The 22,064-nt window shown below is 46.3% G+C and carries 19 protein-coding genes, 1 tRNA gene, 1 other RNA gene and 1 riboswitch; of the genes, 15 read left to right on the forward strand and 6 right to left on the reverse strand.

The window, feature by feature from the left end:
- Window positions 1-13 precede the first annotated feature (13 nt).
- Entirely contained in the window at window positions 14-1,075 is a 1,062-nt protein-coding gene (locus BM056_RS16640) for a magnesium chelatase ATPase subunit I (RefSeq protein ID WP_092472541.1), read from the forward strand.
- 205 nt (window positions 1,076-1,280) lie between these two features.
- Complete coding sequence (locus BM056_RS16645) at window positions 1,281-1,493, forward strand: hypothetical protein (RefSeq protein WP_092472542.1); 213 nt, start codon at window positions 1,281-1,283, stop codon at window positions 1,491-1,493.
- Between the two features lie 415 nt (window positions 1,494-1,908).
- Here BM056_RS16645 and shc read toward each other — a convergent pair whose 3' ends face one another.
- Window positions 1,909-3,777 carry a squalene--hopene cyclase gene (shc, locus tag BM056_RS16650; protein WP_092472543.1) on the reverse strand — a complete coding sequence of 623 codons (1,869 nt, stop codon included), beginning with the start codon at window positions 3,775-3,777 and terminating at the stop codon, window positions 1,909-1,911.
- 264 nt (window positions 3,778-4,041) lie between these two features.
- On the opposite strand from shc, the gene BM056_RS16655 reads away from it, so the two are divergent.
- The 5 genes from BM056_RS16655 to cshA all read left to right on the forward strand — a co-directional run bounded on the left by BM056_RS16655 (window position 4,042) and on the right by cshA (window position 11,976).
- Window positions 4,042-4,827 carry an amidohydrolase family protein gene (locus BM056_RS16655; protein WP_092472544.1) on the forward strand — a complete coding sequence of 262 codons (786 nt, stop codon included), beginning with the start codon at window positions 4,042-4,044 and terminating at the stop codon, window positions 4,825-4,827.
- A gap of 322 nt (window positions 4,828-5,149) precedes the next feature.
- Window positions 5,150-5,761, forward strand: coding sequence for a pyruvate kinase alpha/beta domain-containing protein (locus BM056_RS16660; RefSeq protein ID WP_092472545.1), 612 nt, complete (start codon window positions 5,150-5,152; stop codon window positions 5,759-5,761).
- Window positions 5,762-6,299: 538 nt separating this feature from the next.
- A complete protein-coding gene (gene typA, locus BM056_RS16665) occupies window positions 6,300-8,168 on the forward strand; it encodes a translational GTPase TypA (protein ID WP_092472546.1) in 1,869 nt (622 codons plus the stop codon).
- A 193-nt stretch (window positions 8,169-8,361) separates the two neighbouring features.
- Window positions 8,362-10,431: a DNA topoisomerase III gene (locus BM056_RS16670; RefSeq protein WP_092472547.1), complete on the forward strand. Its 2,070-nt coding sequence runs from the start codon at window positions 8,362-8,364 to the stop codon at window positions 10,429-10,431.
- 102 nt (window positions 10,432-10,533) lie between these two features.
- Window positions 10,534-11,976, forward strand: a complete 1,443-nt coding sequence (gene cshA, locus BM056_RS16675; protein ID WP_092472548.1) for a degradosome RNA helicase CshA — start codon at window positions 10,534-10,536, stop codon at window positions 11,974-11,976.
- A gap of 150 nt (window positions 11,977-12,126) precedes the next feature.
- Here the strand turns inward: cshA and BM056_RS16680 are convergent, their stop codons facing one another.
- Window positions 12,127-13,491: an alanine/glycine:cation symporter family protein gene (locus tag BM056_RS16680; RefSeq protein WP_238456507.1), complete on the reverse strand. Its 1,365-nt coding sequence runs from the start codon at window positions 13,489-13,491 to the stop codon at window positions 12,127-12,129.
- 266 nt (window positions 13,492-13,757) lie between these two features.
- Here BM056_RS16680 and BM056_RS16685 point away from each other — a divergent pair, with 266 nt between their 5' ends.
- From BM056_RS16685 to ffs, 3 genes are all read left to right on the forward strand, one after another.
- On the forward strand, window positions 13,758-15,122 hold the full coding sequence (locus BM056_RS16685) for an ArsB/NhaD family transporter (protein ID WP_092472550.1): 1,365 nt from the start codon (window positions 13,758-13,760) through the stop codon (window positions 15,120-15,122).
- A 592-nt stretch (window positions 15,123-15,714) separates the two neighbouring features.
- Window positions 15,715-15,808 (forward strand) — tRNA-Ser (locus BM056_RS16690).
- A 72-nt stretch (window positions 15,809-15,880) separates the two neighbouring features.
- Window positions 15,881-16,145, forward strand: an RNA gene (ffs, locus tag BM056_RS16695) — signal recognition particle sRNA large type.
- A 95-nt stretch (window positions 16,146-16,240) separates the two neighbouring features.
- On the opposite strand, the gene BM056_RS16700 is transcribed toward ffs, so the two are convergent.
- The 4 genes from BM056_RS16700 to BM056_RS16715 form a co-directional block, all read right to left on the reverse strand.
- Complete coding sequence (locus tag BM056_RS16700) at window positions 16,241-16,582, reverse strand: hypothetical protein (RefSeq protein WP_092472551.1); 342 nt, start codon at window positions 16,580-16,582, stop codon at window positions 16,241-16,243.
- 91 nt (window positions 16,583-16,673) lie between these two features.
- On the reverse strand, window positions 16,674-17,015 hold the full coding sequence (locus BM056_RS16705; protein ID WP_238456508.1) for a sigma factor-like helix-turn-helix DNA-binding protein: 342 nt from the start codon (window positions 17,013-17,015) through the stop codon (window positions 16,674-16,676).
- A gap of 195 nt (window positions 17,016-17,210) precedes the next feature.
- Window positions 17,211-17,450 carry a helix-turn-helix domain-containing protein gene (locus BM056_RS16710; RefSeq protein WP_165613572.1) on the reverse strand — a complete coding sequence of 80 codons (240 nt, stop codon included), beginning with the start codon at window positions 17,448-17,450 and terminating at the stop codon, window positions 17,211-17,213.
- 92 nt (window positions 17,451-17,542) lie between these two features.
- A riboswitch (cyclic di-GMP riboswitch) is annotated at window positions 17,543-17,630 on the reverse strand.
- 218 nt (window positions 17,631-17,848) lie between these two features.
- Complete coding sequence (locus BM056_RS16715) at window positions 17,849-18,043, reverse strand: hypothetical protein (RefSeq protein ID WP_092472554.1); 195 nt, start codon at window positions 18,041-18,043, stop codon at window positions 17,849-17,851.
- A 63-nt stretch (window positions 18,044-18,106) separates the two neighbouring features.
- On the opposite strand from BM056_RS16715, the gene dnaX reads away from it, so the two are divergent.
- The 5 genes from dnaX to BM056_RS16740 all read left to right on the forward strand — a co-directional run bounded on the left by dnaX (window position 18,107) and on the right by BM056_RS16740 (window position 22,029).
- Window positions 18,107-19,867 carry a DNA polymerase III subunit gamma/tau gene (gene dnaX, locus BM056_RS16720; RefSeq protein WP_165613573.1) on the forward strand — a complete coding sequence of 587 codons (1,761 nt, stop codon included), beginning with the start codon at window positions 18,107-18,109 and terminating at the stop codon, window positions 19,865-19,867.
- Between the two features lie 21 nt (window positions 19,868-19,888).
- Window positions 19,889-20,203: a YbaB/EbfC family nucleoid-associated protein gene (locus tag BM056_RS16725; protein WP_092472556.1), complete on the forward strand. Its 315-nt coding sequence runs from the start codon at window positions 19,889-19,891 to the stop codon at window positions 20,201-20,203.
- Between the two features lie 20 nt (window positions 20,204-20,223).
- Window positions 20,224-20,823: a recombination mediator RecR gene (gene recR / locus BM056_RS16730; protein ID WP_092472557.1), complete on the forward strand. Its 600-nt coding sequence runs from the start codon at window positions 20,224-20,226 to the stop codon at window positions 20,821-20,823.
- A gap of 29 nt (window positions 20,824-20,852) precedes the next feature.
- On the forward strand, window positions 20,853-21,179 hold the full coding sequence (locus BM056_RS16735) for a pro-sigmaK processing inhibitor BofA family protein (RefSeq protein WP_092472558.1): 327 nt from the start codon (window positions 20,853-20,855) through the stop codon (window positions 21,177-21,179).
- A 175-nt stretch (window positions 21,180-21,354) separates the two neighbouring features.
- Window positions 21,355-22,029 (forward strand): hypothetical protein, encoded by a 675-nt coding sequence (locus BM056_RS16740; RefSeq protein ID WP_092472559.1) that lies wholly within the window; start codon window positions 21,355-21,357, stop codon window positions 22,027-22,029.
- Window positions 22,030-22,064: the final 35 nt, after the last annotated feature.

Genomic DNA, 22,064 nt, shown 5'->3' on the forward strand with positions numbered 1-22,064 from the left:
AGGGGGCTTAATTATGCCTGCCGCGAAAGGATGTTACCCCTTTACTGCTATCGTAGGCCAGGAGGAAATGAAAAAAGGGTTATTGCTAAATGCTATAAACCCCAGATTGTCCGGGATTTTAATCAAAGGAGAAAAGGGGACTGCTAAATCTACCGCTGTAAGATCCCTGGCAGCACTTTTACCGGAAATTAATGTAGTGCAAGACTGTCCGTTCGGCTGCGACCCGGAAGACGAAACAACTATGTGTATTAATTGCCGGGAACGGGTGGCCGGTAAAGAGCATTTGCCTGTGGAAAGCCGGAAAATGAAAGTTGTGGAGCTGCCGTTATCCGTAACGGAGGACAGGGTTGTCGGAACCATAGACTTGGAAAAGGCCATTAAAACAGGAGAAAAACATTTCGAACCGGGGATTTTGGCCTGCGCCAACAGAGGCGTACTTTACATTGATGAGGTTAATTTACTGGATGACCATATAGTTGACATATTATTGGACTCCGCCGCCATGGGTTACAACATTGTGGAAAGGGAAGGAGTTTCTTTTGAGCATCCGGCAAATTTTATACTTGTTGGAACCATGAATCCGGAAGAAGGAGAATTAAGGCCCCAACTTTTAGACCGGTTTGGTTTATGTGTTGGTATTACCGGGATTACAGACCCCGGACTAAGGGTTGAAGTGATTAAGCGCAGGTTAAGGTACGAAGCAGACCCACAGGCATTTGCCGGCAAGTGGGAAGATGAAGAAGAAAAAATCCGCCGCGACATTGTCGGGGCTAAAAATATCCTGCCCGATGTGGCTATTTCCGACGTATTCCTTTTTATCATTGCCAAAATTGCTATTGAAGTGGGTGTTGACGGTCACAGGGCGGACATTACCATGATCAAGACGGCTAAAACTATGGCGGCTTTAAATGGCAGGAAAGAAGTTAATGCGGATGATGTTCTAAATTCAGTTAACTTGGCCCTGCAGCATAGAATGCGGCGACGTCCCTTTCAGGAACCAGCTGTAGACAGAGAAAGGCTTCAAGATGTCATTAACGGCCTGGGACTAAGCACATGCAGCGGATGTAATCATTAGCAGCAGGTTTGTCCGGTTGGATAATATTAACAACAAATTGATTTAGCTAAAGTAAATTAGAGTTTTAACGAGATAGATTAAATAAACAGCTTAAAATGGTAAAATAAGGCATTTGCCTGTGTGTGCTAGTATAGAACCTAAAACACGCTACCTTCGGCGCCGCTCATTGATGGTCGTGTTAAAAAACACAGGAGGTGCTTATGATATGGGATATTATAAGAATTATATTTATGATGAAGAGTACTCCGGGGAGAGCTTGGTTAAATTTTATCAGCAAAATGAAAAAGCGCTGTTGCCGGGCGAATGCAGCGGCCGGGAGGAATTGGTCCGGGGTGCTGTACAATTGGGTGCGCCGGCAGGCATAATGGAGGATAGTCTGGGAATAATGCTGCCGCTGGGTAGGGGGCACCCGAAGTAATAAATTACCCTTGGTTATTTGCCGTTCCGGGCTGTAGGCAGGTTAATTAATTTAAAAAGGGTTTTCTCCCACATAGAAGGCCGGAACAGCGCCTGGACGGTTAAATAATATAAAAGCTAAATAGCTAAATTAATCGAGTCATAATTTTTAAATATCTCCGCGTCAAATATCAGGCCTGATACTCTAACATAAAACTATTTCAGACATATCGATCGATTAACTCATCTATTAACGCCACCATCCTCAAATCTCTGCATATAATTAGGGTTCTGTAGGCATCGGACCTACAGAACCCCTTGGTTCATTGTACATATTGGCAATTAATTAAGACACACCGGTTGTGGGGAAAAAACAGGGATGGCTCTACCATCGTCAATTGCAGCAAGAGCGGCAATTAATTTTTGCAGGAGTGAGTCTAATTCAGATAGTGGGCAAAGGTGACCAGCGGCCAGACATAGCGATAACTATGGTAGTGGATGTAAGCCCCTCCCGGTAAACCTGCTCCGGTTGGATAAACAGAAGCAGCGCCGGTATTTGCCGTTAGCGGCAGAAGGGCTTCAATACCCCGGGTAACTGCAGGGTTATCACGCAGTCCGGCTGCAATTAAAGTATCAATGGCCCAGGCTGTTTGGGACGGGGTGCTAAACCCCAGCGGAATGTATTTTCTTTCAGCATCACTTAAACACGATTCACCCCACCCCCCGTCGGGGTTTTGAATGGATAGCAGCCACTTCACGCCTTGTTGGATGGCTTTATGGCCCGGGCTTACACCGGCAGCTACCAGTCCTGTAACGGACGCCCAGGTGCCATAAATGAAAGCGATTCCCCACCGGCCATACCAGGACCCGTCAGATTCCTGATTTTGCAGCAGCCATTCTACCCCATTCCGAACGTGGTTACTGGAAGCCAGCCCGGCGTAATTGCCTAAAAATTCAATTGCTCTACCCGTTAAATCCGCTGCTGAAGGATCTGTCAGCACTGGTTTTACATCGGGCAAGGGCAGTAAGTCCAGCCATTTTTTAGCGGTGTCTTTATCAAAGGCAGGCCAGCCGCCGTCGCTGTTCTGCATACTCAACAACCATGCCAGTCCGGCCTTCCATGCTGCACCCATGGTCTCAGGATGGTGAGCGGCCGGCCTGCACAGCGCGCGTAATGAATACGCGGTGTCATCAACGTCCGGATTGATCGTATTGGTTCTGGAAAACCCCCAGCCTCCAGGGTGCCCCTGGCGATTATGAACCTGCCAATCGCCATACCCGGTTTGTTGTTTGGATAACAAAAATTCTGTAGCCTTATTTATTGTGGGATGGTTGTAAACAAGTCCGGACTCCTGTAACGCATAGGTAATTAAAGCGGTATCCCAAATAGTGGATGTTGTCTCCTGCTGGTGGTAATCAACCCCGGTATAGCAGACCATCTTCCTAAGACCGGTTACCGCTTTTGTAATGACAGGGTGCCTTGACTCATAGCCCAACGCCAGCAGGGCAAAAATCATAAAAAACGTAGAAGTAAAGTAGCTGTAAAGCGTGCCGTCTATTTCTGTTCTGGCCAGCGTGAATCTTTCAAGCTTGCTTAGGGCCAAATCGTGGATTTCTTTAGTAGGTAAAGGAATATTTTTTAATCCCGACTTTATCGCTTTTAGTAAAAAACTGGGCAGGTCAACTTGTGGTGCAGGGGTGGATGGATATAAATCTGAAAGATCTGGGCCATCAGTCAGTGGAAGAATAAATTTTTTATCCCTGCAAATCATCAGTGGCGCTAAGTGAACCCTGTTATAACTAACAAAATCATAAATGTTGAATGGTGCCCAGGTGGGCAGCAATATCATTTCCACCGGGAATTCAGGCGTATTTTCCCATGGATAGTGACCGGTAAGGGCTAGAATCGCCTTGGTCCCCGAGCCGGCCTGATGAGGTCCTCCCTTGGAAAGAATAAAATCGCGGGCTTTTTGCATTTGCGGGTCATCCTTGCTTGTGTAGCCGGTTAGGAGCAAAGCATAATAGCACTCAATAGTAGCGGATAAATTACCTTCCGGCTCGTCATAAAAAAGTTTCCAGGCGCCGGAAGGATCCTGCCTGGATCTGATCCTGTGCGCCAGTTCATAAATCAGTGTATTATCCCGGATATTCAAATGTCTTAAAAGAATTATCATATAACAGTCAATTGAAATTGCACTTTCAAAACAATAACACCATGAACCGTCAGCAGCCTGGGAGTTTACCAGGTAAGCGGTTATACCAGTGATCTTTTCGTTAACTTGTGCCTGTAAATTGTCTAAAGCCAAAGTAAATACCCCTTTTGCTTTTTCTTTAATCTATGCTGCTAAAGAAGACTTGGTTCAGATGGGGTTTTATAGGCTATGCGAAGATCAAAGCCGGCGGGGGACACCAAAAAGCATATTAATATGACTGGTAAAGAAACTAAGAAAAAAGTTATAATTAACGTGTAAATTAAAAAATTACCAATTTCTTTATTTAGTATATTTTGCTGATTGATTAATGGAATTACGAGAGGGCAAAATTTTGGAAGTAAGAAGGCGAAGTAACTAATGGTAAAATTCTGGGATGCCCATGTCCATTTATTCCCCCAGCCGTTGTTTAAAGCTATTTGGCGCTGGTTTAAAAATATTGGTTGGCAATTACCCTATGAGAACTGGGATATTGAGAGATATGTTGTTTGTTTGCAACAGATGGGGATGGAGCGCGCTTTTTTGCTGACTTATGCTCACAAGCCCGATATGTCCCTGGACTTGAATAAGTGGGTTCGGGATATCTGCCGGCAATATCCTTGTTTCATCCCTTTTGCCTGTATCCATCCCAAGGATAGTAATTTGGAACAAATAATGGCAACGGTATTGGATGACTGGCAGTTCGCCGGTTTTAAATTGCAGTTGGCGGTGCAGCAATTTGCCGCTGATGATCCGGGTCTGGATCCTATCTACCGGGCGGCTTATGAACGTCAGAAACCGGTTATTATTCATACCGGCACGGCGCCGTATCCTCCAGGCTCGCCATATCTGGGTTTGGGCCCTCTGGAAAAAGTTATGGCGAGATGGCCCGAATTAAAAGTGGTTATTCCACATCTGGGACTTTATGAATTGGATCAGGCGTTTACTTTTGTGGAAAGGTACCCCAATGTTTACCTCGATACTTCCTGGGTGCTGGGCAAACCCGAGATAAAATTACCGTTAGAACAACTGGCTGCATTTATGGAACGGTTCCCGAAGAGGTTTATATATGGCAGTGATTTTCCAATTCTACAAGCTGGAATATGGTTTGGAAGGGCTCCTGCAGCTTGGGTTAACGAGGCCAACGTTGGAGCATGTTTTAATTAACAATGCCCGCCGGTTATTAAACACGACAAGTTCCGATATTTTATAGTTCTTTAACAATAGGGTTTTTTATTACTAACAGAACTCATTGGGTAGTATATAAAAAGAATATTATTGGTTGATCTCGTTAACCGCCGCTAAGACTCCCGCCTCCACAGGCGGGAGTTAAGCGGCGATAAACTCGAAATAAGTGCGACTAAGGTTCAGGTGGGGTCAAAACCCCACCTGAACCAAGTCTTCTTTGTTAAAACCATCCTGTCGTTGAAGCCGCCCTTATATTTATACTATCCCGCATATTTATACCAATAGAAAGGATTTGAGTTATATGGAAAGCAAAGTGGTTTATTTTGAAAGTATCAAGACGGATAATACTGAGGCCGTTTTTGATTTGGTCAAAGAGAGAATGAATAACCTGGCAGTGAAAAAATTGGTGCTTGCCTCAACCACCGGTGCAACAGCCCGCAAGGCCATGGATTTTTTTAAAGACAGCGGGGTTCAATTAATTGTGGTGCCCCACCAGTTTGATTTTATCAGAAAGGAAAACCCGTTTCCCCGGGAGTTGGTAGAAACCTTGCGGGATGCCGGCCACGCAGTGCATTTTGGCACCATGCTTTTTCACACCGATAACATGTACGGGTCTAATACCGCAAGCGTAATGGCCAACCTGCTGCGCTGCTTTAGCCAGGGAGTTAAGGTCTGCTTTGAAATAGTTCTCATGGCCACCGATGCGGGATATTTAAAAAGCGGTGAAAAAATAATCGCCGTGGCCGGGACCGGCCGGGGTTCTGATACCGCCCTGGTAATGCAGGCAGCCTCTTCACAAAATATCAAAAAACTCCGGGTTAACGAGATAATTTGCAAGCCCCTGAATCCCTGGAATATAGATGAGTTAAGGGACAAAATGGATTTAAGGAAAGGGGACACACCTTCTCTTTAGGGTCAGGGTTTTGGTCGAAGGTATGTCCCCAACTGATAGTTGCCGGTGCTGTTGGTGCGAAGCTCTGAACGCAGCGGAGAGTCACCGGCCTTTTGATACAAATTTAATGATCAAACGGGTTGCTGGGTTCGGTGCTGCCATCCGGTTTTGGTTTGCACAAAACGGTTTCAATTTCGTATTCCCATGATCCCAACCCCAGCTCCGCAGCGGCTTTTACGTGCTGGTAAGGGTCTTTGCCTGATACTTGTTTAAAAATGTTTTCAGCCGAAGCAAGCCCTTTGCCCTAAATACCACTGAGATATATTAACCGAACTGTATTATTTTAATCTCGTTAAGCGGCGATAAACTCGAAATAAGTGCGACTAAGGTTTAGGTGGGGTCAGAACCCCACCTGAACCAAGTCTTCTTTATTAAAATAAAGTTAAGATTACGAAAGGTTATGATGCAAACCAACCCGGCACCTGATATAATAATAAAGTTGGCCTCGATTACTATGATTTTATTGTTTGATGTTTATGTATTAATCAAGGAGGTTTAAATCGCTTTGTCTGCAAATAAATTTAGAAATATCGCTATTATCGCCCATGTGGACCACGGGAAAACTACTTTAGTGGATACCTTGTTAAGGCAGAGCGGCATTTTTAGGGAAAACCAGCAGGTTGCGGAACGGGTTATGGATTCAAATGACCTGGAAAGGGAACGCGGCATAACTATATTGTCCAAAAATACCTCGGTGAGCTACGGTGATATTAAAATCAACATTGTGGATACGCCGGGACACTCCGATTTTGGCGGCGAGGTTGAGCGGGTGCTTAAAATGGTTGATGGCGTATTGCTCCTGGTGGATGCTTTTGAGGGGGCTATGCCGCAAACCCGTTTTGTACTCCGCAAGGCTTTGGAGCTGCGGCTGCAACCCATTGTCGTGATCAATAAGATAGACCGGGCGGATGCACGGGTGTCCGAGGTTGTTGATGAGGTATATGAGCTCTTTTTCGAGCTTGAAGCCAATGATGAGCAGCTTGATTTCCCGATTATCTATACCTCGGCCAAAGCGGGGACCGCTGCGGTGAACTCAAGCGTACCGGGAGAAAACATGAAACCTCTGTTTGAGGCTATTATAGAGCATATACCGGCGCCGCCCGGCAGCCCTGACGGACCGCTGCAGCTGTTGGTAAACACCACGGAATATGACAATTTTGTGGGGCGCATGGGTTTGGGCAGGATCAACAGGGGGACCATTTCTGCGGGGCAGCAGGTAAGTATCATTGCTCATGACGGCAGTATTCGCCAGGGGCGCATAGGTACGCTTTATACGTATGAAGGTTTGGAAAGGCTGCCCGTGCAGGAAGCTGTTTGCGGGGACATCGTATCTTTTTCAGGCTTGGAAGAAATTAAAATTGGAGAGACTGTGGCCTGTAAAGACAACCCGGAACAAATAGAACCCATTACCATTGACGAACCGACCTTGCAGATGTCTTTTATGGTTAACGACAGCCCGTTTGCCGGCCAGGACGGCAAATACCTGACCTCGCGTCACTTGCGGGCCAGGCTGTTTAAAGAAATGGAAAGAAACGTCAGCTTAAGGGTAGAGGAGACCGAAAGCCCTGATATATTCCAGGTTTGCGGGCGGGGTGAACTGCACCTTTCCATTTTAATTGAAACCATGAGGCGGGAGGGTTTTGAACTCCAGGTATCCAAACCGGAGGTTATCTACCGCCGTGAAGGCGGCAGGCTGCTGGAGCCCATAGAGCTTCTGATGGTGGATATCCCTGAAGATAAAATGGGCGTGATTATGGAGATTATCGGGGCCAGGAAAGGTGAAATGGCCAATATGACCAATATAGGGCCAAACCAACTCCGGCTGGAGTTCAGAGTTCCGGCCAGGGGGCTGATCGGTCTCCGCTCGCAGCTTCTCTCCGAGACCAGGGGGCATGGTGTAATGAGCCATATCTTTCTGGGCTATGAGCCGTATAAAGGGGAGATCAAAGGCAGGTACAGGGGCGTACTGATCGCTATGGAAACCGGGGAAGCCACCATGTATGGTTTGCATTCCGTTCAGGACAGAGGCGTGTTGTTTATTACGCCCGGAGCTAAAGTTTACGAAGGCATGGTGGTCGGGGAACACACCCGCGAACAGGATTTGGAAATTAACGTGTGTAAGAAAAAACACCTGACCAATATGCGTTCCAGCACGGCAGAGACAGCTATCCGCCTGGAAGAACCCCGCCGCTTTAGTTTAGAGGAAGCTTTGGAATACCTGGGCACGGATGAACTTTTGGAGATTACACCCCAAAACCTGCGGTTAAGAAAGAGGATATTGAATAAACATGACCGGGTTAAGAGCCAGAAGTATGCCCAGTCTAATTTGGAGAACACTCCCCGGACTGAGTTTGAGACTACTCTATAGATAGCAAAAGGGTTACTCTTTCCCGCTTACTGGGTGAGGTAACCCTTTTTCTAGTTATAATTGTTATAATTGTGCTATAATTACTATTCAGGAGTCAGTAGTCAGAATTTAGTAGTCAGAATGCCCAACCGCTTCTTTTATTCTGACTCCTAACTAATGACTCCTGACTACTGATCTTTTAACGGGGGATTTTATGAAATCACTGGTATTAGCGGAAAAACCAAGCGTGGCCCGGGAAATTGCCAGGGTGTTAAACTGCCAGAAAAAAGGCAAGGGATATCTTGAAGGTCAAAAGTATGTGGTGACTTGGGCTTTGGGTCATTTGGTGACATTAGCCGAGCCGGAGGATTACGATAAAAAGTTTAAACAATGGCGTTTAGAAGATTTACCCATGCTGCCGGAGCAAATGAAGCTTAAAGTAATCCGCAAGACTTCCCAACAGTTTCAATCGATTCGCAATTTAATGAAGCGACCGGATATCGGGGAAGTAGTTATAGCCACAGACGCCGGGCGGGAAGGTGAACTGGTGGCGCGCTGGATTATGAAACTGGGAAATTGGCAAAAACCTTTTAAGCGCTTATGGATTTCTTCTCAAACAGATGCGGCAATTCGCGAGGGTTTTGCCAAATTAAAGCCGGGAGCGGAATATAACAACCTTTATGATGCGGCTATCTGCCGGGCGGAGGCGGATTGGCTGATCGGGTTAAATCTTACCAGGGCCTTAACCTGTAAGTTTGATGCCCAGCTCACCGCCGGGCGGGTTCAGACGCCCACGCTGGCGATGATTGTGCAGCGGGAGGAAGAAATCAAAGCCTTCGTGCCTGTAGATTACTGGACCATCCGGGCGGATTTCGGTGATTATTTTGGCGACTGGCGGGGCAAAGAGGGAAACCGCATTTTTGATTATGCCAGGGTAGAGGAATTGCTGGCGAAACTAAAGGGGCATACCGGCAAAATAGTTGATTTGCGCAGGGAAAGCAAAAGTGAGCCGCCCCCCCTGGCTTACGATTTAACTGAGCTGCAGCGGGAAGCCAACCGGCGTTTTGGCTTTTCGGCGCAAAAGACCCTGAGTACACTTCAGGATCTGTATGAAAGACATAAGCTGGTAACCTATCCCCGTACGGATTCCCGCTATATCACCACTGACATCGTGCCGACCCTGCCGGCCAGACTAAAGGGCCTGGCGGTAGGATCCTATGCTGAACCGGCCAGGCAACTTTTGCAGCAGCAATTAAAGCCAACCAAACGTTTTGTGGATAACAGCAGGGTTACCGACCACCATGCCATCATCCCAACGGAGCAGCCGGTTAAGCTAACGGAGTTAAACGCGGATGAAAAGAAAATACACGATTTGATTGTCCGGCGCTTTCTGGCGGTGCTTTACCCTCCATACCGTTATGACCAAATAACTCTGGTCACCGGCATTAACGGGGAAAGCTTTTATGCCCGGGGTAAAATAGTAACAAATCAGGGTTGGCGGGCGATATCACGCAACCTGACCGACCGGGAAGAGAGCAGGGAGGATGCGCTGCCGGAGCAAATCCTGGCTAATCTCAGCAAGGGCGAAGAGCGAAAGGTTAAAAGCACTAAAGCTATTAAGGCCAAAACTAAACCCCCGGCCCGGTATACCGAAGCAACTTTGCTTTCAGCCATGGAAAGTCCGGGCAAATTCATAGAAGATGAAGAACTGAGGGAAACAATGAAGGGCAGCGGCTTGGGGACACCCGCCACCCGGGCGGATATTATCGAAAAACTGCTCTACACCAACTATATCGAGCGCAACGGCAAGGAACTGGTGCCCACTTCTAAAGGCATCCAGTTGGTAAATCTTGTTGCTCCGGAGATGAGAAGCCCGGAATTGACTGCCCGGTGGGAGCAAAGTTTAACCAACATTGCCAGGGGCAAGGAGAATAAAAAGAAATTTATTCACGGAATCAGACTTAAAGCCGGAGAATTAGTACAGGGTGTTGCAGCCGATAACTCGGTTTATAAGGCTGACAATATTACCCGGACCAAGTGCCCGGTTTGCGGTAAGTTTATGCTGATAGTCAAGGGTAAGCGGGGTAATCTGCTGGTTTGCCAGGACCGGAGCTGCGGGCACCGGCAGCCGGAGAAGGAAAATGATTTCGGGTTTGCCAGCTCCAAACGGTCGAGCAGGATGAACCAGAAACTTATCGCCCGGTACAGCGATCAAGGTTCTGTTGGCAGCAACCTGGGGGAATTGCTGAAACAGGCACTGGCCAAAGAAGACCGGGAAAAATAGTACCAAAACTTAGTTTTAAAGTTATATGGGTAAATTGGTGACAAAACTGTTTATACTAGGAATACGTTAAAGATTAATTTTTTTTAAAGGGGTTATTAGGTAATGGTTACATTTAATGATTTTGGTTTGAATGAGCCGGTAATTCGGGCGCTTAACAATATGGGCTTTGAAGAAGCTACACCCATACAGGAAAAAGCCATACCCGTTGGTTTGCAAGGCAGAGATTTAATTGGCCAGGCGCACACGGGGACAGGTAAAACGGCAGCCTTTGGCATACCCATGGTTGAGTTTTTAAAGGTTGAGCAAGGGCAGATTCAAGGGGTTGTTTTAACACCCACCCGTGAACTGGCTGTTCAGGTGGCGGAAGAACTAAATAAAATTGGCCAGTTTAAGGGTATCAGAACGCTGCCGATATACGGGGGACAGGATATTAACCGCCAGATCAGGGCGCTGAAAAATAGACCGCATATAATTGTAGGTACACCGGGGCGTTTCATGGACCACATGAGGAGAAAGACGATCAGAGTCAACCAGGTGAATATAGTGGTATTGGATGAAGCGGATGAAATGCTCAATATGGGCTTTATTGAGGATATTGAAACTATCCTTAAGGATATCCCCGAGGAGAGGCAGACATTGCTCTTTTCCGCGACCATGCCCGGTCCTATTCAAACCTTGGCGCAGCGGTTTATGATCAACCCGGAGGTAATTAGGATTCAATCCAGGCAAGTTACCGTTCCGGTGATTGAGCAAAGTTATATTGAGGTAGAAGAGAAACAAAAATTTGATGTGCTGTGCCGCTTATTTGATACGCAGTCGCCTACCCGGAGTATTGTCTTTGGCCGTACCAAACGCCGGGTGGACGAACTCTATGAAGCCCTGAGCAAGCGCGGTTATTCGGCCGAAGGGATTCACGGAGATATGTCGCAGGCCAGGCGGGACCAGGTGATGCGGCAGTTTAAAGAGGGCCTTATTGAAACCCTGGTGGCCACAGATGTTGCCGCCAGGGGGTTGGATATCAGCGGGGTGTCCCACATTTATAACTTTGATATTCCCCAGGACCCGGAAGGTTACGTACACCGGATCGGCAGAACCGGCCGGGCCGGGCAAACCGGTGCCGCTATTACTCTGGTTACGCCCAGGGAAATCAGGCATTTAAGGATAATTGAGAATATGACCAGAGGCAAGATTGCCAGGAAACCGATTCCAACAATAAAAGAGGCCATTGAAGGGCAGCAGCGCCTGGCGGTGGAAAAGCTAATGAATGCTGTTGAAAAAGGTGATATCGAGCATTACAAGGGTTTCGCCGAAGATTTATTGGATGCAACTGATTCTGTTACACTTGTTGCAGCAGCGTTAAAAGTGCTGACCAAAGACATTGATCAAACTCCTGTCAAGCTTACCGAAGAGCAGCCCCTGAGGGCAAAACAAAACAAAAAATTTAACACCGGGCATAGAGGTTATGCAAGGGGTGGCGGTAACAACAAGAAAGGTGGATTTCAGCGGGGCGGCAGGATGGGCGGCAAAAGCAGATTCAGCAAATAAACAATAACTTTAAGAACATACTTTTGTCTATAAAACGAGGCAGGGGGTTTCAATTTTTTTGAAGCCCCCTGCCTCGTTTTGAACAACTCAAGGATATTAATGCGTTTTTCCTGCCCGTGCTTGCCTTTTGCTGCTAAATTGCCGCCGTTATTACGACGTTGCTGTATCCCGGGCCGTTTCTTTGGCGCGGATCTTTTTAAAATCACGGGTTTCCGCTGCAATCACGCCGGACAGAGCCAGCAGGGCGATCAGGTTGGGAATGGCCATGGCGCCGTTTAAGGTATCGGCGATGTCCCAGACCAGGCTCAGTTCTCGTGTAGCCCCGACCAGTACGGCCAGGCTGAAAAGTATCCGGTAAAAGATAATTCCTTTCCGCCCTACCAGGTAATAGAAGCATTTTTCACCGTAATAAGACCAGCCCAGCACTGTTGAATAAGCAAAGAAAACAAGTCCGATGGTGACGATAAGGCTGCCAATGCCCGGGAAGAATGAGTCAAAGGACCGGCTGGTAAGAGCGGCGGCCTGGGCTTTTTCCAAGCCGGGGTAAAGGCCGGCCATTACCAGGGTTAAGCCGGTAATGGTGCAGACGATTATAGTATCAAGGAAGGTACCGGTCATAGAAACCAGAGCCTGCCGGCAGGGATGGTCTGTTTTGGCCGCGGCTGCTGCGATAGGGGCGGAGCCAAGGCCGGCTTCATTGGAAAATACGCCGCGGGCTACGCCGTAACGAATAGTGGAACCGATCAATGCCCCGAAGCCTGCCTGCAAATTAAAGGCACTGCTGAAAATAATGCTAAAAGCTGCGGGTACTTTATCAATATTGATTAAAATGATTATAAGTCCTGCTAAAACATAAAAAACTGCCATGAAAGGAACAATAATACCTGTAGCCTTACCGATGGATTTAATGCCGCCCAGAATTACCGCGGCGGTTAAAACAGTTAAAATTAGTCCTGTAATCCATGTTGATACGCCGAAAGTATCATGAACAGCTCCAGCCACCGAGTTGGCCTGGACCATGTTACCGATACCGAAAGCGGCAAAGGCTCCAAAGAAGGCAAATATATATGCCAGCCACTTTTGTCCCATGCCTTTTTCAATATAATACATAGGGCCGCCGGCCATTTCGCCTTTTTCGTCAGTCACGCGGTATTTAACGGCCAGAACACCTTCCCCGTATTTTGTGGCCATTCCGAAAACGGCAGTAATCCACATCCAAAATACGGCACCCGGCCCGCCAAGTACAACCGCAGTGGCGACACCCACGATATTACCGGTGCCGATGGTGGCTGCCAGGGCAGTCATCAGAGCCTGGAAGTGAGAAATATCCCCTTTGGACTTTTTGTCCTGCCGGGCTGGTGAAAAAGCCAGCTTTAAGGCATAGGGCAGCGAAGAAAACTGTAAAAACCCCAGCCGCAGGCTAAGAAAAATACCAGTGCCGACCAGCAGAACCAACATCCACGGGCCCCACACGAACCCGTTAATCGTACCGATGAGGGCTGAAAATGCTTCCACTTATACACCACTCTCCCATGATAATATTTTAAAATAAAGTTTCTATTCGACACTTAACTGATATGTCCCTTTTTTTAGCAGCAAGAGGAGTCATTTTGTTTGTATTTTTTAGGAAACATTTTATATTTTTTTAGTTTTTAAACATAAATACGTGGAAGTTTGGCAACAAAGTAACTATTTTGACGGATTTGTCCCGGTTGGGATTAATTTAAATGTCCCCGGAAAGGATATTTATTTAGGTTATTTAAAAAAGAGAGTTGAGATATATGTCCCAAAATAGTCAGGTTTATTTTGCAGCCATTTTATTCTTATTAACATATGCCATTATTGTTTCGGAAAAAATTCATCGAACGATAATCTCTTTAGTGGCCGCATCAATAATCGGCTTAACTAGAATTTTATCAGCGGAAGAAGCAATTGGCGCCATAGATTTTAACACCATCGGCCTCCTTGTTGGTATGATGGTTATCGTTGGGATTACCAGGCAAACAGGGTTATTTGAATATTTGGCCATTAAAGCGGCCAAACAGGCTAATGGAGAACCATTAAATATTCTGGTTGCCCTGGCGCTTGTAACTGCCGTTTTATCGGCGCTTCTTGATAACGTCACTACAGTATTACTAATTGTTCCGGTAACATTTGCAATTACTAAAAAGCTTGGTGTTAATACGATTCCTTACCTGATTGTGGAAATAATCGCTTCCAATATAGGCGGCACGGCAACTTTGGTTGGTGACCCGCCCAACATTATGATCGGCACCGCAACTAACTTGGGATTTATGGATTTTGTAATAAATTTAACTCCTGTTGTCATGATTGTTTATATTTTTACAGTGTTCTTTTTGAGAATCTACTATAAAAATCAATTAAGTACTTCCTCAACTCAACAAAAAAACATTTTAAGCCTAAATGAAAAGGACGAAATTAAAGACACGGCACTAATGAAAAAATGCTTGATTGTGCTTTTGTTAACAATGATTGGATTTGCCTTACACCAGTATGTTCATATTGAATCTTCAATAATAGCTATAAGCGGAGCCAGTTTGCTAATGTTGTTAAGCCGGGAAGATCCGGAGCACGTTCTGCATTCTGTGGAATGGACAGTCATATTTTTCTTTATCGGGTTATTTGTTTTAGTAGGTGCATTGGAACATTTGGGGATTATCGAGGTTCTTGCAAAATATACACTCAATGTCACAGGAGGTGAAGTTCTAGCCTCGGGTGTAGCCATTCTCTGGCTTGCGGCCATTGCATCATCATTTGTAGATAACATTCCGTTTGTCGCAACAATGATTCCACTTATTCAAGAAATGGGCAGGTTGGGCAATATTGAAAACCTAAACTTTCTATGGTGGTCATTGTCCCTGGGTGCCTGCCTGGGGGGTAACGGAACAATTATCGGTTCATCAGCAAATGTTGTGGTAATAGGCTTGGCTGAAAAAAGAGGGAATGACATAAGCTTTTGGGGCTTTATGAAAATAGCATTTCCTCTTATGCTAATGTCAATCGTTATTTCCACAGTCTACCTTTGGGCATGGTATAAATTTTATAGCTATATTTTTCTTTTAGGCGTTTTGATAATTGCCGCAGTTATTTACTTGTTGTTAAAATTTCTATCCGGGAAAATATAAATGCGTTTCGGGCTGCTGCCCAAGAATTCCGGCCCTGGCGGCCTTCTGTTCCGCAGAATAATTAACAGACTAATCTTGCAATTTTAAGGAGCTTATGCTATTATGTATTTAAGCACCATCCTTACAGGACTCAGGTTGTATAGTTACAAGTGTTTTAAGTTACTTGTCGGTTTACCCATAGTCGTAGGATAGTGTTTCAAGGTAAGATTAAGTGTTTCAAATCAAGTGTAAGTTTTGAAGTAAGCCTAGGGTTTTGTGACCTAAGAAATCACATTTTCAAGGAGGATTTTAAGCTAACCTTTTCTCGGTGGTATCACGTTAGCACATCTAAAGCATGACTCAACTGGTTGTCAGGAAATTGGTTATCAAGATTGTTGCGGGAACGTATAAACTGTAGGGATGGTTGCTTTAGAGAGAAGGCCCGGCCTTCTCTCTTTAAATTTTGTACAAATGTCCAACCGTGGAAACATTTTTAAAAGCCCAGTCTGGCAAAAAGACTTGCGGTAACCCGTGGATGCATGTATAATAGAGATTGCGCAGTTGAAGGGAAGCTAAGTATAGAGAGCTAAATAATTTTTTGCACGTAGACCACGGAGAGATGGCTGAGTCGGTCGAAGGCGCGCGACTGGAAATCGCGTAGACGGCGTGAACCCGTCTCGAGGGTTCGAATCCCTCTCTCTCCGCCATATAAACTACTTGGGGACGGGCCTTTTTATGATGGGTCCGTCCTCGTCCTAAGTAAAAAGTTTTAAATTTGGCCGTGCTAGACGGGGAGGTAGCGGTGCCCTGTACCCGCAATCCGCTATAGCGGGGTTGAATTCCCGCCCGAGGGTTTGACTTGTGGGGTCCGGCTCCTGTAAGGGGTGTTGACGGCCGGGTCTTGCGCGACGGAGCCTTCTGAACCGTGTCAGGTCCTGACGGAAGCAGCACTAAGGAAGATACTTCGGGTGCCGCAAGGGAGCCTGGCCCGAGCTACCTGCAGGAGTAGCGCCCGGAAGTCATTATTCGAAGGCAGGTGTGCGGCCATTTAATTTTAAAAAAACCGGCAAAAGCCGGTTTTTTTTGTTTCTATTGGTTATCATGGTTACCTCCGTCCGATTGTTTGGATCTTTTAAACTTTACAGGGAACCAGGTGATTTATCCCGGGAGTTTATGTTCCGGCCATTCATATCCTCCCGAATCTTACCAAACAGGTGGATATACACTATTTGCCAGCTTGCCATGGCAAAAGACGCCACTATTAAACCGTTGAGAAAATTAATCGGTAAGTCTTTAAATGCAAAGTTACCGCTGGATATGCATGCAATAAACATGACCATTTCGGCTACCACCAGCACAAGAAAGCGGGTGGTTACCAGGGCAAATAGCTTAAAGTCCTTTAAAAATTCCACTATCAGTACTGTGGCGGTAATTGCCCCGGTCAAAGTACCGAGCGATGTAAATGTGAAAAACTCTAACATGTTTCTCACCTCCTGTTAAGAAAACCTGCCGCATGAACCGGGCAGGTCAAAAGCATCAACTATACAAATAATCATTTGTATGGACAAAATTCTATTGGTCAAAGGGTTCAGTCGAAACAAAATGTTTTCTTAACTTCTTTAAAGCGCGGTTTTTTATGTTGTTCACCGCCTGCTTGGTTACACCCAATTCAATGGCTGCTTCCCGTTCAGTTGCTCCTTCCAGGATAGTTGCCTTAATGACCTTTTGCTGCTGCGTTGTCAGCAGCGAGAAAACTTCCTGAATAAATAAACCGCTCAGCGCTTCCACCAGGGTATTGTTTTTTGAGGCGATTGTATCAATTAATTCTATTGCATCGTCTACGGTATCTTTACCCGGCGAATCATTTAAGATTAAGAACTCGTATTTCCGTAAACGATTATACTTTTTAGACAACCGGATTGATTCATGACGTAATCCGGTTAAAAACCAGGCTGTCAGCCGGGCATCTTCGGAATTTAAATTATACCTTTCAGGTTTTGGGGGACCATTTGATCACCTCCATTCACTTTTATTTTAATTAATAACCTATATCCCCCTACTATATAAAGAGAAAAAAGAGACTTTGCAGACAACCCCATATGATAATGTTTATTCAATTTTTTTTTTATTAGACAGATAAAAGCTCAATTCATTCTTACCCCAGTTGGATTTAGGTTTATAACGATTAACTGCAACGACAATCCATGCTATCAAATCAGAATAAGCTTCATCATGATCCAAATCGTGGCTATATTTTTTCACAATCGGTAAAAATCTTTCAACTACTTGAGCAAGGGCCTCTTGATCGCCGTTTTGGGCCCTGGCGATTAATTCGGTTAGTCTTATCACAAAAGTCTCCAGCCTCCCTGGTTAATTATAGTATCTCCCCTACCAAAAAAAAACAAAAAACCTGCTTAAATGGGCAGGCCAAGGTTAATAAAAGCGGCGGCCAGGCTGTCATGGCACATAAATACCTTAGACCCTGTGGCTTTGCGTCCCCACCTTTCGATGAGTTTGCCCTTAGCGCTGATATTAAGTTGTTATTATTACAATCAATGCAGATAAGATTTATCTGCACTATTTTACCATTTTGACGTTTATACAAACGAAATGGTTCCTTTTGTATGTAAGAACTTATCGTTGTTATCTTATAATTTTCGATGATTTTTGTGATCCGTATGGTATAAATCTGAAAAAAATCGCTGCTTCCCTATAATTTGCAGGAAACGGCGATTACATGAGTCAAACTAGGTTGCTAAATTCAGTACCGGGATGCCCTGACCAATCAGGAATGTTTTGATTATTACGGGCAGATTCCGGCCCAGCTGCAGAAGTAATTTAAAAATTCTCTTTATAATATTTAATTCCTCCAGGAGCAGGCGTGATTTAATTTTATTAAAAAAACGGCAAAAGCCGGTTTTTTGCATTTCTTTACCTTGCAAAGATATCCTTGACCCGGAAGGGAAAAGCAACTGCATTAGCGAATAAGGTTTGGTGGTAAAAAATTGGTTAAAGGTGTGAATGCTTTGAGCTATCTAGCTCTGTACCGCCAGTGGCGTCCCAAACTGTTAAGTGAAATTGTCGGCCAGAAGCACGTTACTGAAACTTTGCGTAACGCCATTATTTCCGGACGGGTCAGCCATGCCTATTTGTTTTGCGGCCCCCGGGGGACGGGTAAAACCAGTACCGCCAAAGTGCTGGCCAGGGCGGTCAACTGTTCCGGTCAGGAGCGGGGAGAGCCGTGCAATCAGTGTCAAAACTGCCGGGAAGCTTTATCCGGCGCTACTATGGACATCATTGAAATAGATGCCGCCTCCAACCGGGGCATTGATGAAATTCGCGATTTAAAAGAGAATATTAAATATTTCCCGTCCCTGGGCTGCCGGCGGGTATACATAGTGGACGAAGTGCATATGCTCACCAGCGAAGCATTCAACGCTTTGTTGAAAACACTTGAGGAGCCGCCGGCCCATGTGCTGTTTATTTTAGCCACAACGGAACCCCATAAGGTCCCGCTAACGATACTGTCCCGGTGCCAGCGCTTTGATTTCAGGCCCATACCGGACGAAATAATTGCCGGGCGCCTGGAGGAAGTAGCGGCTAAAAGCGACTTAAAAGTGGATTCCGGCGCAATTAAGGCGATAGTCCGGGCTGCCGGCGGCAGCTTGCGGGATGCCTTCAGCGTGTTGGATCAGGCGCTGCTGCTTTCAGGGGATGCGGCTGTCACAGATGATGTTGTGCACGGCATATTGGGTACGGTACGGGAAGAAGCGTTATGGGAAATAACCCGAGGTATTGCTGAAAAAAATATGCCTCAGGTATTAAGCCTGATTGGCCGCATTGTCACAGAGGGTAAAGATCTGCATCTGTTAGCCGCGGAACTAACTGAATTTCTGCGCGGCCTGCTGGTTTCCATGCTGGCGTCCGGGCAAACAGGAGGTAGTGCTTCATATGCGGGGGACAATAATTCTGCGGTTATTTTAAATCCTGACCGGCTGATGCGCACCATTGATCTGCTGGTGGAGGCGGAGCAGGTAATGAAGCGCAGTTCCCACCCCCGGGTGGTTTTCGAATTGGCCCTGATCAGGGCCGGCAGAGAAGCCGTAGCAACCGGCGCCGGTTCCCTTGATGAGCTTTGCGCCAGGATAGAGCGGCTGGAACAGGCGGTAATGAGCACGCCCGATTCAACTCCGGCCCGTCAAAAAAATAAGCAAGTACAGGACACCCCGGCTGTGGCTGAGGTGGTTGCAGACAAACCGGTCGGTAAGAAACCGGTTATAGAGGGAAATACTATAAAATATGATGCTACTCCGCCCAAAAAACCGGGCCGGCGGGTGGAAGAGCCTGCTGCAGCAGATAAAGCAGTTGCAGTGGAAGAAAAAGCTGTCAACGCAGCTTTATATGACCTGGCACAAATCCAAAAGTGGTGGCCGGATCTGCTGCAGATGGTTAAAAAAAACAGTCTGGCCGCATATAATTATCTTTGCCAGGTCTGGCCGGCTGAAGTCAAGGAGCACTGCCTGGTGCTGGGGGTGCCGGAAGGAGATGTTTTCTCCAGGCAAATGGTAGAGGAAGCCGCTACCAGGGAGCTGCTGACGCAAACGTTATATTCGTTTACCCGCAGTAACTGGCAGATCCGTTGCAATTTTTATCAAGCACCTCCGCCGAATTGGGAAGAAAGAGGCGGTCAGCAATTAGATTGTACCGACACCATAAGTTTATTCCAGGCGGAGGAAATAGCTGTTGACGAAGATACGAAAGGATAATAATTAAGGAGGTAAATTGATATGGGTGGTAATATGGCTAAAATGATGAAGCAGGTCCAGAAGATGCAGGCGGAAATGGCCAAAATGCAGGAAGAACTGGGCAACCGAACGGTGGAAAGCACGGCGGGCGGCGGTGTGGTCAAAGCAGTGGCCAACGGCAAATTGGAGGTCCTTGCTGTGGAAATTAAGCCCGAAGCCGTTGATCCCGAGGATGTGGAAATGCTTCAGGACCTGATTCTGACTGCGGTCAACGAAGCACTGAGAAAGGCCCAGGAAATGATGACCACCGAGATGGGTAAGCTTACCGGCGGACTCAATATTCCTGGTTTGTTTTAGGAAACGGGAGTGAACAATCAATGCAATATGCCGGAGCAGTATCACGCTTGATCGGCGAATTGGCCAGGTTACCCGGGATTGGATCTAAAACCGCGCAACGCCTGGCGTTCTTTCTTTTGAACGAGCCTCCGGAAACTGCTGAAAAACTGGCTTTAGCCATTAAAGAAGCCAGGGAAAAAGTGAGGCGGTGTTCCGTTTGCGGCAATCTGACGGATTTGGATCCCTGTCGCATTTGCGCTGATGAAGGCAGGGACACGGGTATTATTTGCCTGGTGCAGGACCCCAGGGATGTGGCGGCTGTTGAAAAGTACCGCGGCTTTAAGGGAGTTTATCATGTATTGCATGGCGTACTGTCGCCTCTGGCGGGCATCGGTCCGGAAAAGCTGAATATAAAAAATCTCCTGACCAGACTTGAAGGCGGCAAGGTCAGGGAAGTAATTTTAGCCACGAACCCGGATGTGGAGGGTGACGCTACCGCCCTTTACCTGGCCAGGCTGATCAAACCCCTGGGCGTCAAGGTAACCAGGATTGCTCACGGCCTGCCGGTCGGGGCGCATCTTGAATATGCCGATGAGATCACTCTGGGGAAGGCTATGGAAGGCCGCAGAGAAATGAAGTAAAGATGTTAATTTAGTAATTAATTCCATTAATGCCCCATATATTGGTAGAAAAGTCTTTACCGGGGGTGCTGGTTTTGGAATGGAATTTGCAAATGAATATGCTGATGATAGTGGTAGCGGGGGTAACCGCGCTGGTGGCCGTTTTTTTTCTGACGGCGCTGTTCAAGCCTTTGGCTGTATTGCTCAAACTGGCTTTATATGCGGTGACCGGAGTGATTCTTCTAGCCATAAGCAACTTCATTTTAGGCTTTTTAGACATGCATTTGGCGGTTAATTTTTTCACTATACTTATTGCCGGTGTTTTACAGGTACCGGGAATAATTATGCTTTTAATAATCAGCCAGTGGTTTATTTGAATACCGTATGCAGTTGCAAAATTCTGTGAATGCTAAGCTTTCTTGACGATTTTTGACTATTTGAAATATACTTAAATAATATCCTTGGTTTATAAATATTAGTTTAGTTTTCTTCATAAACTATTTCTAATTTATTAAAACTGTTAAAATAAATTCTAGAATATTTTACGCGGGGGTGAGAGCTATTGGCCCGCGGGTTGTTGAAGCCTACATCGGGGAGTATGCCAGCGGTAAAAGCGAGGTAGCTGTAAACAGGGCACTGGATCTGGCGGCCGGGGGCCGCAAGGTTGTCCTGGTGGACCTGGATATTGTGGAACCCTGTTATACTTTACGCCCAATTAAAAAAGAACTTGAGGCCAAGGGTATCACCGTGTTGGCCTGGGAAACCAGGGACACTGTCGGGCTGGGTGAGACGGGTAACGTGCTCCGGGCGGAAAATCGTTGGGCGCTGCGGCGTTCCGGCGATATCATATTGGATATCGGTTATGGTGTCGAAGGCGCTAAAACATTGAACCTACTTGAGGATTCCGGGGCCGATCCCGATCTTAAGATTTTTGCCGTAATCAATATTGCACGTCCTATGACTTCAACAGTTGATGAAATTGTGCAATACGTCAGAGATCTGGGCAGGGTGGACGGATTAATCAACAACAGCCACCTGGGTGACGATACTGATTTGGAAATTGTACAGGATGGTACCAGGGTGGTAGGTGCCGCTGCCGAAAAACTGGGCCTGCCGTTGGTGGCAACCACGGCGGTTGGCGAAATTGCGGCGTTGATTGGGCCGGTGGATATTGCAGGCAACCCGGTAAGGAAGTTGGTAAGGTATATGCCGCGAACATTATGGTAATTAAATTCCATTATGGGATTAAAGATTTAGGAGGT

It is taken from the genome of Desulfotruncus arcticus DSM 17038 (genome assembly GCF_900113335.1).
Taxonomy (GTDB): Bacteria; Bacillota; Desulfotomaculia; order Desulfotomaculales; family Desulfallaceae; genus Desulfotruncus; species Desulfotruncus arcticus.